This window comes from Sphingomonas sp. Leaf357, assembly GCF_001423845.1.
GTDB lineage: Bacteria > Pseudomonadota > Alphaproteobacteria > Sphingomonadales > Sphingomonadaceae > Sphingomonas.
This window is the reverse complement of the sequence record NZ_LMPM01000001.1, coordinates 1,524,994-1,538,526: the sequence shown is the minus strand read 5'-3', so window position 1 is coordinate 1,538,526 and position 13,533 is coordinate 1,524,994. Positions and strand designations below refer to the sequence as shown.

The following is a 13,533-nucleotide window of genomic DNA, read 5'->3' as shown; positions in this document are numbered from 1 at the left end:
GACAGAAGGAAGATGGCCCACACGAAGACACGAAGGCACGAAAAGTAAGGAGGATTGCTCGCGCTAAAGCGCTAAGACGCAAAGAGGTCGCCTCAAACCGGCGCACTTTTGCCGAAGGCATCGATTTTTCCTGATTCGCGTCTTCGCGCGAGCAAATCTTCTTCCCCGTCTTTTCGTGCCTTTGTGCCTTTGTGTGAAACTCCTCCTAAATTCTAAGCCACCGCCAGCAGATCACGAGCCCGCGCGCAATCCGCCTCCATCTGCGCCGTCAACGCCTCCAGCGTATCGAACTTCGCCTCGGGCCGCAGGAATTCGATCAGGTCGACCTCGATTTGCTGGCCATACAGATCCTCGGCGAAGTCGAAGAAATACGGCTCCAGCAATTCCTTCGGCGGATCGAAGGTCGGCCGGATCCCGAGGTTCGCTGCGCCGTCCAGCACGCGTCCGTCGGCCAACCGCCCGCGCACCGCATAGATGCCGTAGGCGGGACGCAGATACTTGCCCATGTCGATATTCGCCGTGGGGTAGCCGATCGTGCGCCCCAATTTATCGCCATGCTGCACCGCCCCCCGGATCGCGAACGGTCGCGTCAGCAATCGAGCGGCCTCCCGCGGATTGCCGGCGATCAGCGCATCGCGGATGTGCGTGGACGATACGATCGCCCCATCCAGCATGACCGCGCCGACCGTTTCGCTCGAAAAACCATGCGCCGCCCCGAACTCCGCCAGCACCCTAGCATTGCCCGCCTTGGCCTTGCCGAACGTGAAATCCTCGCCCGTCACCACCCCGCCGACACCGAGGCAGCCGATCAGCCGCTCGGTCACGAACTGCTCGGCGGTCAATTCGGCCAGCGCGCGATCGAAGTCGAACACCACCATCGCATCCGCCCCGGCGGTGGCGAACAATTCCTGCCGCTGGTCGAGCGTGGTGAGGCGGAACGGCGGCGCATCGGGCCGGAAGTAGCGCACCGGATGCGGATCGAACGTCGCGACCAGAGCCGGCCGCCCTTCGGCCCGCGCACGCGCCACCGCGCGACCGACCACCGCCTGATGGCCGAGATGAAACCCGTCGAAATTGCCGAGCGCCACGATGCCGCCGGCAAGGTGGGCGGGGACCGCTGCGCTGCCGTCCAGCCGCTGCATGGGACGGGCTATAGGAGGGCAGGCAGAAGCGCGCCAGAGCCTCTTGATCCCCCCGGCACGGGGCGGGGGACCGCCCGCGTCTCCAGCGGGTGTTGGAGGGGGCATGTCGCAAGCGCTCCGTTGCCGGCCCGCCCCTCCGTCAACCTCCGGCTGCCACCGCCCCGTACCGGGGAGGATCACCCCTTCGGCACGATCCCTGCGCGCACTACGCGCAGCACGTTGCCGCCCATCACCTTGGCGATATCCGCCCGCGAAAACCCGCGATCCATCAGCGCCTGGGTCACCGCCGCCAGCTGGCTGGTATCGAAGCCCGTCGTCACCGCGCCGTCGAAATCGGAGCCGAGCCCGACATGATCGATCCCGCCGACATCGCGCGCATGCGCGATCGCCGCCGCGACCTGTATCGGTGACGTGCCGCACACCGCCGCGTCCCAATAGCCGATGCCGATCACCCCGCCGGTCGCCGCGACGCCGCGGATCTCGTCGTCGGTCAGGTTGCGGTTGACCTTGCACGTCGCCTGCACGCCGCCATGGCTCGCCACCACCGGGCGCGTGGCGATCTTCAGGATCTCGGCGATCGTCGCGTGGCTGGAATGCGCGATATCGACGATCATGCCGATCCGCTCCATCCGCGCGACCACCTGCCGGCCGAGCGGGGTCAGCCCGCCCTTTTTCTCGCCATGCATCGAACCGGCGACCTCATTGTCGAAGAAGTGCGCCATGCCCGCCATGCGGAAACCGGCCGCGTGCAGCACGTCGAGATTGGCGAGCCTGCCCTCCAGATCCTGCAGCCCTTCGATCGACAACATCCCTCCAGTGATCTTTTCGCCTTTCGCGCGGGCCGCCAGCAATGCATCGAGATCGGCGGGCGTGTGAATCACGCGTAACTTGCCCTCGGACGCAGCGGCGAAGCGATCGAGCTTGGTCGCGTGCCAGAGCGAGCGCTGGAGCAGGGAATTCCATGTCCGCACCGGCTGGAGATCGGCGATCGCCAGCGTCGTGATATTGTCGGTATCGGCGGAATTTGCGTCGTAATTCTGCCCCTTCGGCGTCTTGGTGACCGACGAGAAGACCTGCAACGCGACATTGCCCTCGATCAACCGCGGCAGATCGACCTGCCCGCGTGTCGATCGCGCAAGCAGATCGCGTTTCCACAGCAGCGAATCGGCATGCATGTCGGCGATCTGCAACTGCGCATGCAGCGCGCGTGCCTCGGGCGTGATCTTCAGCGCGACGGGCACGACCTTGTTCATCGATCGCTCGGCCATGCCGGGAGCGAAGATCAGGAAGGCACCGACCGCGACGACGACCAGCGCGACGATCCCGTAAAGCCATGTCTTCATGCTGTGCCCCTCCTGCCCGTCAACCGCGCTCCAGCCTGACGAAGCTGTAAGCGGGCCGATCGCCATCGCCGGGCATATCCTGCCGCGCGGCCTCCCGCCAGCCGGCGAAGGGCGGAACATGCGCGTCGCCCGGCGGCGAGAGGTGGACTTTGGTCAGTTCGATGGCATCGGCGCGGTCCAGGAACAGGGCGAAGATTTCCGCGCCGCCGATCACCATCGCATCATCCCCGGCCAGCGCCAGCGCATCCTCCACCGAATGCACCACCTCCGCGCCCACCGCCGACCAATCAGCGTCGCGCGTCAGGACGATGTGGCGGCGGCCGGGCAATGGGCTCGGGAAACTCTCGAAGGTCTTGCGGCCCATGATCATCGGCTGGCCCATCGTCAGCGCCTTGAAGCGCTTCAGATCGGCCGGCAGATGCCAGGGCAGTTTGCCGTCCACGCCGATGACGCCGTTATCGGCCCGTGCGAGAATGAAGGTGATCATCCCCGCCTCATGCCCGCAAGCACGCAGGAAGGCGAGCGCCGGTCAGCTCGGCGCGTGCTCCTTCACATATTTCTCCGGATCCTTGTCGACCACCTTCACACCGTCCAGATGCCGCGCCTCGAACGTCGCGAACTGCACGGCGAGCGCGTGACGCTCCTCCAGCGTGGCATGCTTGCGGAAGTCGGTCAGGCCCTGGCGCTCTTCCTCCGCCATATGATCGCTATTGGCTTTGTTGCATTCGCCGACCGCCTCGAACCACGCCTTCGAACCGACCCCGTGCTTCTGCACCGCCTCGCCGGTGTCACGAATGTCGTTGTGATCCTCGATCGCGTCCTCGGTCTCTTCTGCGGCCGAATCGGCATCGTTGCCGCCGGTGCCGATCTGCATCAGGCGCGGGTAGAAATAGCGTTCCTCGGCCTCGGCATGCGAATCGAGCAGGTTCTTCAGCCGCCCCCAGATCGCGGTCAGCGCCTCGGTGTCCTTGGGATCGATGCTGTCGATCTGCGCGAACAGGCTCCGCTGCTGGGCGTGTTCGTCGAGGATGAGTTGCGTGATGTCCATCATGGCGTCCCTGTATCAATCGTTACAGGGCTGAACCGTATCTGCGCCGGACGGTTCCTGTTGCGATTCACTCTCGCTCAGACGGCGACCGGTGCCTTGATGTGCGCCTGCGCGACATAGCCGCTCAGTTCGAAATCCTCATATTCGTATCCGTCGATCGCATCCGGCCGGCGCAGGATGTCGAGCGTCGGCAACGGCCCCGGCGTGCGCGACAATTGCTCGCGGGCCTGCTGCAGATGGTTGGAATAGAGATGGCAATCGCCGCCGGTCCAGATGAATTCGCCGACCTCGAGATCGCATTGCTGCGCCAGCATGTGCGTGAGCAGCGCATAGCTGGCGATGTTGAACGGCACGCCCAGGAAGATGTCCGCGCTGCGCTGGTACAGTTGCAGCGACAGCTTGCCGTTCGCGACATAGGTCTGGAACAGGCAATGGCACGGGCTCAGCGCCATCGCGTGCAACTCGCCCGGATTCCACGCGGTGACGATCTGGCGGCGCGATCCGGGATCCTTTTTGATCAGCTCGATCAACCCGGCGATCTGATCGATATGCTCGCCACCGGCCGTCGTCCAATCACGCCACTGCTTGCCGTAGACGGGGCCGAGATCGCCATTCTCGTCGGCCCATTCGTCCCAGATGCTCACCCTGCGATCGCGCAGCCATTGCACGTTGGTGTCGCCGCGCAGGAACCACAGCAGCTCGACGATGATCGATCGCAGATGAAGCTTCTTGGTGGTCAGGACCGGAAAGCCCTTGGCAAGATCGAAGCGCATCTGCGCGCCGAACACGCTCAGCGTGCCGGTGCCGGTGCGGTCCATCTGCTCGGCACCCGAATCGAGCACGCGCTGCATCAGTTCGAGGTAAGGCTGCATCGCTTCGGATTAGCCGAACGACATTAGCGCAGCAATGGACGCGGCGGTGCTTTACCCCGCACCGACGCCCTGCCCAGCGTTCGTCATGGCCCCCGTCCTCACCAAATCGACGGTAATTCGCCATGTTCGCGATCCGGAGGCCGCGCTTCGGCTGTTCAACGCCCTTGTCGCGTCACCAAATGAGATGGTCGCGTTCGCGTATCTTGATCCGGAACGGAGGTTGTTGGGCATGCGTCACACCCAGGCCGGGCGCGTCGATGCGGCCGACGTGCCGGTACGGCTGGTGGTGACCGACGCGCTGGCCTTCGATGCCGCCATGGTGGTGATGGCGCACACGCATCCCGGCGGCGATCCCGCGCCGAGCGAGGCGGACCGGGCGGTCACGCGCCGCCTCGCCCGAGCGCTGCGATCGGTCGAGGTGCGGCTGGTCGATCATCTCGTGCTGGTGCCCGGCGGTGGCGCGAGCAGCTTTCGAGCGATCGGCCTGTTATAGGCCTCAGGCGCGGCGGCTTATCAACTGGCAGGGCCGGATCGCCTCGGGCTCCGGTCGCGGGCCCACCGCCTGGAACGTCGCGAGATACCCGCCCGCCGAGGGCATGTCGGCGGTATCGACCTGGACGTACCCGACCGCGGCGAATTCGCATTTCAGCAGTTCCGGCGGTGTGCCGTGATCCTGCGTGGGGCGATCGGCATCGACCACCACGACCAGACCACCGGGGCGCAGCGACGGGCGCATTCGCCACAGGAACTCGTACGGCTGGTCGATCTCGTGATACATGTGCACCATGAAGATGCGGTCGAAGCTGTTGTCGGGCAGCTTGGGATCGGCCGGATTGCCCAATCTTACGCTAACATTATCAAGCCGTTCGCGCGCCACGCGCTCGGCCAACGCATCGCGAACGCCGGCCACTATGTCCTCGGCCAGGACACGCCCCTCCTTACCCACACGCTGCGCCAGCCGAATCGTGTAATAGCCCTCGCCCGCGCCGATATCCGCGACGGTCATGCCCTTGGTGATGCCGGACTTGGCCATCACCTGACCCGCCTCGTTCAGGCGGTCGCGCGCCTCCTCGGTCGACCAGCGCGAGGACACGATGTGTGCGACGGGGCGGTCGGCGGCGGGGAACGGTCCGGCCTTGTCCTTGACCGTCTTGATCACCGGCGCGGCCTCGCACGCGGCCAGCAGTGCCAGCACGCTCATCAGGGTGGTGATGACCGCCCCCCGCACGATCAATCCACGTCCTCGATCTCGACGGCCTCGCCGGTCACGCGCTGCGACAGGGCCGCGGCCATGAACGCATCGAGATCGCCGTCGAGCACGTCGGATGGCGCGGTCGAGGTGACGCCGGTGCGCAGATCCTTGACCATCTGGTACGGCTGCAGGACGTAGCTGCGGATCTGGTGACCCCAGCCAATGTCGGTCTTGCCGGCATTCTCGGCATTGGCCGCCGCCTCGCGGATCGCGAGTTCGCGTTCGTACAGGCGGGCACGGAGCTGGTTGTACGCCTCGGCCTTGTTCTTGTGCTGCGACCGCTGGTTCTGGCACTGCACAACGATGCCGGTCGGCACGTGCGTGATGCGCACGGCGGAATCGGTGGTGTTGATGTGCTGGCCGCCCGCACCGGACGCGCGGTACGTGTCGATGCGCAGGTCGCTCTCGTTATATTCGACCTGGATGTTGTCGTCGACGACCGGATAGACCCAGACCGAGGCGAACGAGGTGTGCCGCCGCGCCGCGCTGTCATAGGGGCTGATGCGCACCAGGCGGTGCACGCCGCTCTCGGTCTTGGCATAGCCGTAGGCGTTCTCGCCCTTAAGCAGCAGAGTGGCGGACTTAATCCCGGCCTGCTCGCCCGAATGGTGATCGATCAGCTCGACCTTCAGCCCATGACGCTCGCCCCAGCGCTGATACATGCGGCTGAGCATGCCGGCCCAGTCCTGGCTCTCCGTTCCGCCGGCGCCAGCGTTGATCTCGACATAGGTGTCGTTGCCATCGGCCTCGCCGGCCAGCAGCGCCTTGACCTTGTCCTTGTCGGCACGCGCGGCGAGTTCGGCGAGCGAGGCGACGCCGTCCGCCTCCATCTCGGTGTCGCCCTCGGCTTCGGCCATCTCGATCAGTTCGACCGTGTCGCTCAGCTCGCTCTGGATCAGGCGCGTGGCGGTGATCGCCTCGTCGAGACGGCGGCGTTCGCGCATCACCTCCTGCGCGGCCTTGGGATCGTTCCACAAAGCCTGATCCTCGACGCGCGCGTTCAGTTCGTCCAGGCGGCGGAGCGCGCGGTCCCAGTCGAGAAAGCGGCGCAGCAGCGCCAGCGCCTCGTTGATCGTATCTACGTGTGCCTGCGCTTCGGCGCGCATGGGTCTTCTCCAGTACGTCACCCCGGCGAAGTCCGGGGTCTTGTGCGGCGGTCGCCGCGCTTGGTTGCAACGCGATCCCGGCCGGAGCCGGGACGACTGTTCATATAGGGATCGGCGCTAGTAGATTCCGCCCTCTCTCTGCAAGAAATCGCTGTCGCGGCGTTGCTCGATGCGGGCGGCGGCGGCCTTTTCCTCGCGAGCCTTGGCCGCGGCGACGGCGGCGGCGGGGTCGGCCAGCACGCCGGGGCGACGGATCGCGCGGCGCGGTTCGCTCTCCGGCTTGAACGCTTCCCAGATCACCGCCGCCTTGGGATCGGCGGTCGGCCAGGTGCCGAAGACCGGCTTGCCGCTCTGGCGATCGATCCGCACCATGCGCACGCCGAGCGGGGCGCGGAACGGCAGCTTGTCCATCCCTTCATACGCCTTGATCGCCCATTGCTTGAAGATCGGCGCGGCGATCGTGCCACCCTGCGCGTAGCCGCCAAGCGAACGTGGCGCATCGTAGCCGATATAGACGCCGGCGATCATCTGCGGCGTGCCGCCGATGAACCACACGTCGGTCGGGCCGGTGTTCGTACCGGTCTTGCCGAACATCGGACGATCGAGATCGCGTAGCACGGTCGCGGTGCCGCGCTGGATCACGCCCTCGGCGATGTGGATCATCTGGTACGCGCTGATCGCATCGACGACCTGCTTGCCGCGGATCACCGGGCGCGGCATCGCCTTGCCGTTCCAGTCGGCCGCGTTGCAATTGTCGCAAGCGCGCCAGTTCTCCGGCCAGACGACCTTGCCGTGGCGATCCTGCACGAAATCGATCAGCGTGGAGGGATGCGCACGGCCCTGGTTCGCGAGGATCGCATAGGCGTTGACCATGCGCGACACGGTCGTCTCGCCGGCACCCAGCGCGAACGACAGATAGGGCGGATATTTGCCGACGCCGATCCGGTCCATCAACGACACGACCTTGTCCATGCCGGTCTGGCTGGCGGCGCGCACCGTCATCAGGTTGCGGGACTGTTCGACGCCCCAGCGCATCGTGTGCGCGCCGGATCCGCCGCCGCCGCCGAAATTGCGGAAGCATTTCTGGCCCAGCCGCGCACCCTGATAGACGCAGAACGGGCCGTCGACGATGCTCGACGCCGGCGTCATGCCGCCGGCCAACGCGGCGGTGTAGACGATCGGCTTGATCGTCGATCCCGGCTGGCGCTGCGCCTGCGTGGCGCGGTTGAACGAATTGATGCGCGGATCGAACCCTCCCTGCATCGCGAAGACGCGGCCGGTCGCCGGTTCCTCGACCACGAACCCGCCGGAAATCTTCGGGATACTGCGCAGCGCGAACGCATCGCCCTCCGGTGCGACGGCGAGGATGTCACCGACCTTGAAGGCGTTGAACGCGCTGCCGCCGGTCCCGCGCACCGGCATCTGCGCCGCCCAGCGCGGCAGGTCCGCCGTCTCGCCGTTGGAGAAGCCGATCTTGGCGCCCGCGCCGTCGAGGGCGATGACGATCGCGGCGCGCCAATCCTTGTAGTCGAGCCCGATATTGGTGTTGAGCAGCGCCGACTGCCAGTTCTCGCCGTCGATCTCGACATGGCGCAGCGGGCCAGTCCAGCCGCGGCCGCGGTCGAAGCGGAGCAGGCCGTCCTGCAGCGCTTCCTGCGCATATTCCTGCTGCTTGCCGTCGAACGAGGTGCGCACCCACAGCCCGCCGCCATAGACGCTGAAGGGGTTGCGGCCGTCGTCGGAATTCTCGCCGAATTTCTCGATCAGCTGGCGGCGGACCTCCTCGACGAAATAGCCCGAGCCGGCGACTTCGGCCTTGGACGCCTGACGCGGCACGGTGCCGAGCGGTTCGGCGTTCGCCTCGGCGAACTGGGCCTGGGTGATGAAGTTGTTCTTCAGCATTTCCCGCAGGACATAGGCCCGGCGATCCAGCGCACGCTGGGTGTGGCGGATCGGATCGTAGTTGGACGGACCCTTGGGCAGGATCGCGAGATAGGCCATCTGCGCCAGATCGAGCTGCTTCAGTTCCTTGCCGAAATAGGCGTAGCTGGCGGCTTCGACGCCGAAGGCGTTGCGGCCCAGCGCGATCTGGTTGAGATACAATTCCAGGATCTGCGGCTTGGTCAGCGTATCCTCGATGCGGTAGGCGAGGATCGCTTCCTTGAGCTTGCGGCTGTAGTTCGGGGCGTTGCCGATCAGCAAATTCTTGGCGACCTGCTGCGTGATCGTCGAGGCACCGGCGGGGCGCTTGCCGCTGCGGAAATTGTTGATCGCGGCACCGACGATGCCGGGATAATCGACCCCGTGATGCTCGAAGAAGGTCTTGTCCTCGGCCGCCAGGAAGGCGTGGACGAGCTGCTTGGGATATTCCTCGTAGCTCAACTCCACGCGGCGTTCGCGGGCATAGGAGTAGATCGGGGTGCCGTCGACACCGCGAACGTTGGTCGGCAGCGGCGGCTCGTAGGAGCGCAATTTATCGACCGAGGGCAGATCGCGGGCGAACAACAGCCAGACGAGGAACACGCCGACGACGAACAGGCCGAGCAGGATCGCGATCCCCTTGACCCACCAGCGCCGCCACAGCCGCGTCAGGAAACCGACCTCTTCGTCACGGCGAATGCGGAATTCGAAATTGGGGGAGTCGGGTTCGGCCATACAGGCCCAAGCCTCTAGCAAGTTTCACGAGGCTTGCCAGCAGGGGAATGGACAGGGCGGTGCCGAGCCCGGCACCGCCCTCCCCTTCAGAGACTTAGCGGCAACGCGTGTCGTTGTTGCTCTTGTCGATCGCCTGGCCGCCGAGCGCACCGGCGGCACCGCCGATCAGCGCGCCGAGCAGGCCCGAGCCGCCCGGTGCGATCGCCGCGCCCAGCGCGCCGCCGGCGACGCCGCCGACGATCAGACCGGTCGTGCCGTCGTTGCGGCGGCAATAATAGCGGCCGTCATTGCCGCGATAGACGCGATCGTTCGCCGACAGGCGGCGCTCGCGATAGCGGCGATTGTCCTCGCGGTAATAGCGGCCGGCGTCGTAGCCGCCATAAGCGGGATCGGGGTTGTTGTAATCGTAGCGGCGATAGTCGCTGGCATAGCCGGGGCGGCCGCCGCCGTAATCGTTGCAGCCGGCGAGAAGCGTGGAAACGGCCAGCAGGCCGATGGTGAGCGTACGCATGATGATGTCTCCCTGTCGTGTCGGACCCATGCCCAATGCTCGAACCGGCGAATTCGTTGCGTTGCCGGTTCGGCAGGTCATTTTGGTGTCAGTTCGACGCGCCGGTCTGCGCATTCATCGTGCCGGCCTCGCCGACCAAAGACGGCGCGGGGCCAGTGGCGGGACGCAGCGCCTCGCGATCGGCGGCGGACATCGGCGCGTCGATATCCGGGCGGAATTCGATCGGGGCGCGGCCGTCGGTGCCGGGACGCGGCTGGTCCAGCGCGAGATCGGGCGCGTCGTGCTCGGCCGAGCCGGGCGCGGCCCAGGCGGCGATCTGGCGGCGGGCGAGGAAGCCGGCGATGCCCGCGCCGATCGCGAGCAGAGCGGCCCCGGCGGAGAGCGCGCGGTTGCCCTTGGCGGCGGGCTGGCGACGCGGCGCGCGACGGGCGGGCTTGGCGGCGGCGGACTTGGCGGGCGCAGCCTTGGCGCGAGCGGCTCGGGCGGGGGCGGGCTTGGCGGCGGGGGATTTGGCGCCGGGCGTTTTCGAAGGGGTGGTGGCCATGGGACAGGGGCTCCGTGATGAGGGTGCACCGGGTAACAAGCGGCACGCGCGGGCGTTCCGGCGCGGGCGGCGAAATTCACGGAAGGTCACACACTTCGCGGTGTTTCGTCGGCTTGGCCGGGGCGGCGAAGTTCACCCAAGTTCACGCACTCTGCGGTGTTCCATCGGGTTGGCCGGGGCTGCGAAGTTCACCGAAGTTCACACACTCTGCGGTGTTTCGTCAGCGTGGTCGGGGCGGCGAAGTTCACTGAAGTTCACACACTCTGCGGTGTTTCATCAGCGTGGTCGGGGCGGCGAAGTTCACTGAAGTTCACACACTCTGCGGTGTTCCATGGGCTTGCCCGGACCGGCGAAGTTCACCGAAGTTCACGCCCTACACGGTATCGCATCGGACATGCCAAGGCGGAGTGCGGTGGAACGGCACGCTGTCGGTCTCGCGCTGGGCTGCGATGCGGGTGGCGCGGGTGGCGTGGTGCCGATCGGGCCGGTGGCGGGCAACGCGCGCCAAGGCGGCGCGGCGGCGCGATCGTCACCGGGCGACGCGCGGAGGATGAAGGCGCGCGGCACATCGCGCGGGCGCGCGGCGCGGGCGGTTTCTTCGGGATGGTCTGGCATGATCGGCCTCCGGGTTCGATAAGGAGGCGGATTAGATATGCCGGATCGACGCTTGTAGGACAGCCCCGCCGGCGAAGAAATTTGCGCAGCAAATTGCGAGCGGATTAGGCGGGGCCGACCGGCGTCGCCCAAGCGACGACCGACGACGCGGCTTTGCCGCGGCGCTGCATCCATCGTAAGCTGACCAATCCGCTCGATCAGGTATGAATTAGCGGCCTAATTCGTATTGCATCTTACCGTGTCCCCTCGCCGGCCGTCCCAGGCCCAGGTTGGTAGCGATGCGTTTTGGTGTCGAGGGCAGTTACAAACGTAATCGCAGCTTGACCCTAGCTGAAATTGAATCAACCTAACCTCAACAGGGAGGCGGGTGAAACCCGATTTGCAATGAAATTCGATATAATGGGTCGCATCGACAACATGGATTTGCCGGACGGCAAGACGGCCGTCTTATACTCTGTTTACGAAGCTGTCAGTAATTCCATCCATGCCATCAACGATCGGTTTGGGGAGGACATGGCCGCCTCCGAAGGACAGATCTCGATTGACATTCAACTCAACGATAATGACGAAGTAGAAAAGATTTCAATTAAGGACAACGGAATAGGTTTTAACGAAGACAATATAAAGTCCTTTGAAACCAGCGACAGTAGATATAAATATAAAAGAGGGGGTAAGGGAGTCGGACGATTTGTTTGGATAAAGACATTTAAAGAGATATCTGTTAAAAGCATTTATCAGTCTGACTATAATACCGTAGAAACTCGGTTTGACTTTAATCCCGAGTCAGAACCTTCTATCGTTGATCAAAAGGTTAGAGACGCTACCGGCAAGGAAACTGGCTCCGAGATTGTTATTTCCGTACCTCGATCCTATCAGGGCGGAAGAATGAACCATGCCACGTTTATGAAGGATTTAGCGTTACATTTTTTCCCGCTGTATATATCTGATACCTTGCCCAAGATAGAACTAACTTATAATGGCGAGAAAAGAAACTTAACTGAATTTATTCAAGACAAGACCGATAATCCCGTTCGTCAGACCTTATCGTTTGAATCTGACGGAGAACCTTGGTCTATTAATATAGATCACATATTTGTTGATCCTACCATTTCTAAAGAACTAAGAAATGCTTATTTGCTGACTGGACATGGGAGACTTGTTGGAGATCCAGTTTCGATAGATAGAAAATATGCCTTGAAAGAACTAAAAAACGGGAAAGCGTACGTTGCGGTCATAAGTGGCAAACCGCTAGATGATCGCGTTGATCAACAAAGGCTAGGCTTTCGCTTTAACAACGTGCAACGCGATGCTCTTGAACAAGCTATCTTACGTGGGGTTGAGCAGTTTCTCGCTGAACATATTTCTATCGTACGAAATAAGCAAAAAAAGACGGTTGAAAAGGTACTGATGGAACATCCTCAGCTGGCTAGTCAGGTAGGAAATTTAGACGACTACGTATCGCACTTGTCACCTGGAATGGACGATGAGCAAATTGGTCAGAACTTGTTTGTTCTTCTATACCGTGAAGAAAAGGACGCCCGCCAGCGGCTAGCCGATTTAACGATGCTTAAATCATTTAACGATGAGCAAAGAAAAGAGGCTGAAGATACTCTTGATGAATTAAGCGAACAAGAGCGACGTCGCTTGGCTGAACTTGTTGTTAAAAGGCATCAAGTTCTTCAGGCTGCTCATATGCTTCTAAAACATAGCGATGAAACCAGTCAGTCGTATTTTTACGAGAAGGTCATTCATGAGCTCATCTGCCCGATGGGAAGGATGCTCACTTCAGGCGATTACGATGAGCATAATCTCTGGATATTGGATGAATCTCTTTCTGGATATCAGTTTTTTGCTTCCGACAAAACGATAAGATCGATAGTGGGCAAGGAAGGCTCGACTAAAGAGCCAGATCTTGTGTTCTTCAATCCTTTGGGATTTCGCCGTACTGATACAAATGATCCAATATCGATTGTCGAATTTAAAAGGCCAGGAGACAGTTTACCGAGTAAAAATCCTGTAGACCAGGTTCTACAATACATTGAGGAATTAAGAGGACATAAAGTTAAGGATGTTGACGGCGCTATCATTTCAGATATATCCGAAGACACGCCATTTCATTGCTATATAGTTTGTGAATTAACAGATGACACCCGAAAATTGCTCCAGCGCTCCGTGGCCCAAACGCCTACTCCCGACGGCCAGGGCTACTACGGTTGGTCCGCGCCGCATAAAGCTTCAATTCAAGTAGTTTCTTTTGCGAAAATGCTTCGGGACGCGAATGCGAGGAACAAAGCATTTTTTGACGCGGCGGGCTTAGGCAGTCCAGCGCTCTCAGCACGTAAAAAAGCGGCAAAAGCACGCAAACCTAAGCTGAAGGTCGTTATCAGTTGATCTAAAAACGCGCGGCGAACCTTTGTTCGCCGCGCTACTCCGCCGTTACCGCAC

13 protein-coding genes are annotated in these 13,533 nt (G+C 62.7%); 3 read left to right on the top strand and 10 right to left on the bottom strand.

What is annotated here, in order from left to right:
- Window positions 1–212: 212 nt before the first annotated feature.
- The 5 genes from ASG11_RS07125 to ASG11_RS07105 all read right to left on the bottom strand — a co-directional run bounded on the left by ASG11_RS07125 (window position 213) and on the right by ASG11_RS07105 (window position 4,405).
- Window positions 213–1,142, bottom strand: a complete 930-nt coding sequence (locus ASG11_RS07125) for a bifunctional riboflavin kinase/FAD synthetase (protein WP_055777022.1) — start codon at window positions 1,140–1,142, stop codon at window positions 213–215.
- Between the two features lie 176 nt (window positions 1,143–1,318).
- Complete coding sequence (locus ASG11_RS07120) at window positions 1,319–2,485, bottom strand: dipeptidase (protein ID WP_055777019.1); 1,167 nt, start codon at window positions 2,483–2,485, stop codon at window positions 1,319–1,321.
- Window positions 2,486–2,504: 19 nt separating this feature from the next.
- Window positions 2,505–2,972: a dihydrofolate reductase gene (locus tag ASG11_RS07115; RefSeq protein WP_055777018.1), complete on the bottom strand. Its 468-nt coding sequence runs from the start codon at window positions 2,970–2,972 to the stop codon at window positions 2,505–2,507.
- 42 nt (window positions 2,973–3,014) lie between these two features.
- A complete protein-coding gene (locus ASG11_RS07110) occupies window positions 3,015–3,536 on the bottom strand; it encodes a hemerythrin domain-containing protein (RefSeq protein WP_236697413.1) in 522 nt (173 codons plus the stop codon).
- A gap of 74 nt (window positions 3,537–3,610) precedes the next feature.
- Window positions 3,611–4,405 (bottom strand): thymidylate synthase, encoded by a 795-nt coding sequence (locus ASG11_RS07105; protein ID WP_055777015.1) that lies wholly within the window; start codon window positions 4,403–4,405, stop codon window positions 3,611–3,613.
- Between the two features lie 34 nt (window positions 4,406–4,439).
- Here ASG11_RS07105 and ASG11_RS07100 point away from each other — a divergent pair, with 34 nt between their 5' ends.
- Window positions 4,440–4,898: a JAB domain-containing protein gene (locus ASG11_RS07100; protein ID WP_330218893.1), complete on the top strand. Its 459-nt coding sequence runs from the start codon at window positions 4,440–4,442 to the stop codon at window positions 4,896–4,898.
- Between the two features lie 3 nt (window positions 4,899–4,901).
- Here ASG11_RS07100 and ASG11_RS07095 read toward each other — a convergent pair whose 3' ends face one another.
- From ASG11_RS07095 to ASG11_RS19250, 5 genes are all read right to left on the bottom strand, one after another.
- Window positions 4,902–5,606: a class I SAM-dependent methyltransferase gene (locus ASG11_RS07095; protein WP_055780476.1), complete on the bottom strand. Its 705-nt coding sequence runs from the start codon at window positions 5,604–5,606 to the stop codon at window positions 4,902–4,904.
- Between the two features lie 29 nt (window positions 5,607–5,635).
- Window positions 5,636–6,763: a peptide chain release factor 2 gene (prfB, locus tag ASG11_RS07090; RefSeq protein WP_055777012.1), complete on the bottom strand. Its 1,128-nt coding sequence runs from the start codon at window positions 6,761–6,763 to the stop codon at window positions 5,636–5,638.
- A gap of 117 nt (window positions 6,764–6,880) precedes the next feature.
- Window positions 6,881–9,418: a penicillin-binding protein 1A gene (locus ASG11_RS07085; protein ID WP_055777010.1), complete on the bottom strand. Its 2,538-nt coding sequence runs from the start codon at window positions 9,416–9,418 to the stop codon at window positions 6,881–6,883.
- 94 nt (window positions 9,419–9,512) lie between these two features.
- Window positions 9,513–9,929: a hypothetical protein gene (locus tag ASG11_RS07080; protein WP_201781292.1), complete on the bottom strand. Its 417-nt coding sequence runs from the start codon at window positions 9,927–9,929 to the stop codon at window positions 9,513–9,515.
- Window positions 9,930–10,017: 88 nt separating this feature from the next.
- Window positions 10,018–10,473 (bottom strand): hypothetical protein, encoded by a 456-nt coding sequence (locus ASG11_RS19250; protein WP_236697412.1) that lies wholly within the window; start codon window positions 10,471–10,473, stop codon window positions 10,018–10,020.
- Between the two features lie 412 nt (window positions 10,474–10,885).
- Between ASG11_RS19250 and ASG11_RS07070 the strand changes: the two genes are divergently transcribed.
- Together ASG11_RS07070 and ASG11_RS18355 are read left to right on the top strand one after the other, a co-directional pair.
- The gene (locus ASG11_RS07070; protein ID WP_055777007.1) at window positions 10,886–11,110 is read left to right on the top strand and encodes a hypothetical protein; all 225 of its coding nucleotides are present in this window, start codon (window positions 10,886–10,888) and stop codon (window positions 11,108–11,110) included.
- A gap of 377 nt (window positions 11,111–11,487) precedes the next feature.
- Entirely contained in the window at window positions 11,488–13,479 is a 1,992-nt protein-coding gene (locus ASG11_RS18355) for an ATP-binding protein (RefSeq protein WP_168371710.1), read from the top strand.
- The last annotated feature ends 54 nt before the right edge of the window (window positions 13,480–13,533 follow it).

What these genes read in the sequence shown, in the direction of transcription:
- ASG11_RS07125 (WP_055777022.1), bottom strand. Translation starts at nt 1,142, where the DNA reads ATGCAGCGGCTGGACGGCAGCGCAGCGGTCCCCGCCCACCTTGCCGGC.
- ASG11_RS07120 (WP_055777019.1), bottom strand. Translation starts at nt 2,485, where the DNA reads ATGAAGACATGGCTTTACGGGATCGTCGCGCTGGTCGTCGTCGCGGTC.
- ASG11_RS07115 (WP_055777018.1), bottom strand. Translation starts at nt 2,972, where the DNA reads ATGATCACCTTCATTCTCGCACGGGCCGATAACGGCGTCATCGGCGTG.
- ASG11_RS07110 (WP_236697413.1), bottom strand. Translation starts at nt 3,536, where the DNA reads ATGATGGACATCACGCAACTCATCCTCGACGAACACGCCCAGCAGCGG.
- ASG11_RS07105 (WP_055777015.1), bottom strand. Translation starts at nt 4,405, where the DNA reads ATGCAGCCTTACCTCGAACTGATGCAGCGCGTGCTCGATTCGGGTGCC.
- ASG11_RS07100 (WP_330218893.1), top strand. Translation starts at nt 4,440, where the DNA reads ATGGACGCGGCGGTGCTTTACCCCGCACCGACGCCCTGCCCAGCGTTC.
- ASG11_RS07095 (WP_055780476.1), bottom strand. Translation starts at nt 5,606, where the DNA reads ATGAGCGTGCTGGCACTGCTGGCCGCGTGCGAGGCCGCGCCGGTGATC.
- prfB (WP_055777012.1), bottom strand. Translation starts at nt 6,763, where the DNA reads ATGCGCGCCGAAGCGCAGGCACACGTAGATACGATCAACGAGGCGCTG.
- ASG11_RS07085 (WP_055777010.1), bottom strand. Translation starts at nt 9,418, where the DNA reads ATGGCCGAACCCGACTCCCCCAATTTCGAATTCCGCATTCGCCGTGAC.
- ASG11_RS07080 (WP_201781292.1), bottom strand. Translation starts at nt 9,929, where the DNA reads ATGCGTACGCTCACCATCGGCCTGCTGGCCGTTTCCACGCTTCTCGCC.
- ASG11_RS19250 (WP_236697412.1), bottom strand. Translation starts at nt 10,473, where the DNA reads ATGGCCACCACCCCTTCGAAAACGCCCGGCGCCAAATCCCCCGCCGCC.
- ASG11_RS18355 (WP_168371710.1), top strand. Translation starts at nt 11,488, where the DNA reads ATGGGTCGCATCGACAACATGGATTTGCCGGACGGCAAGACGGCCGTC.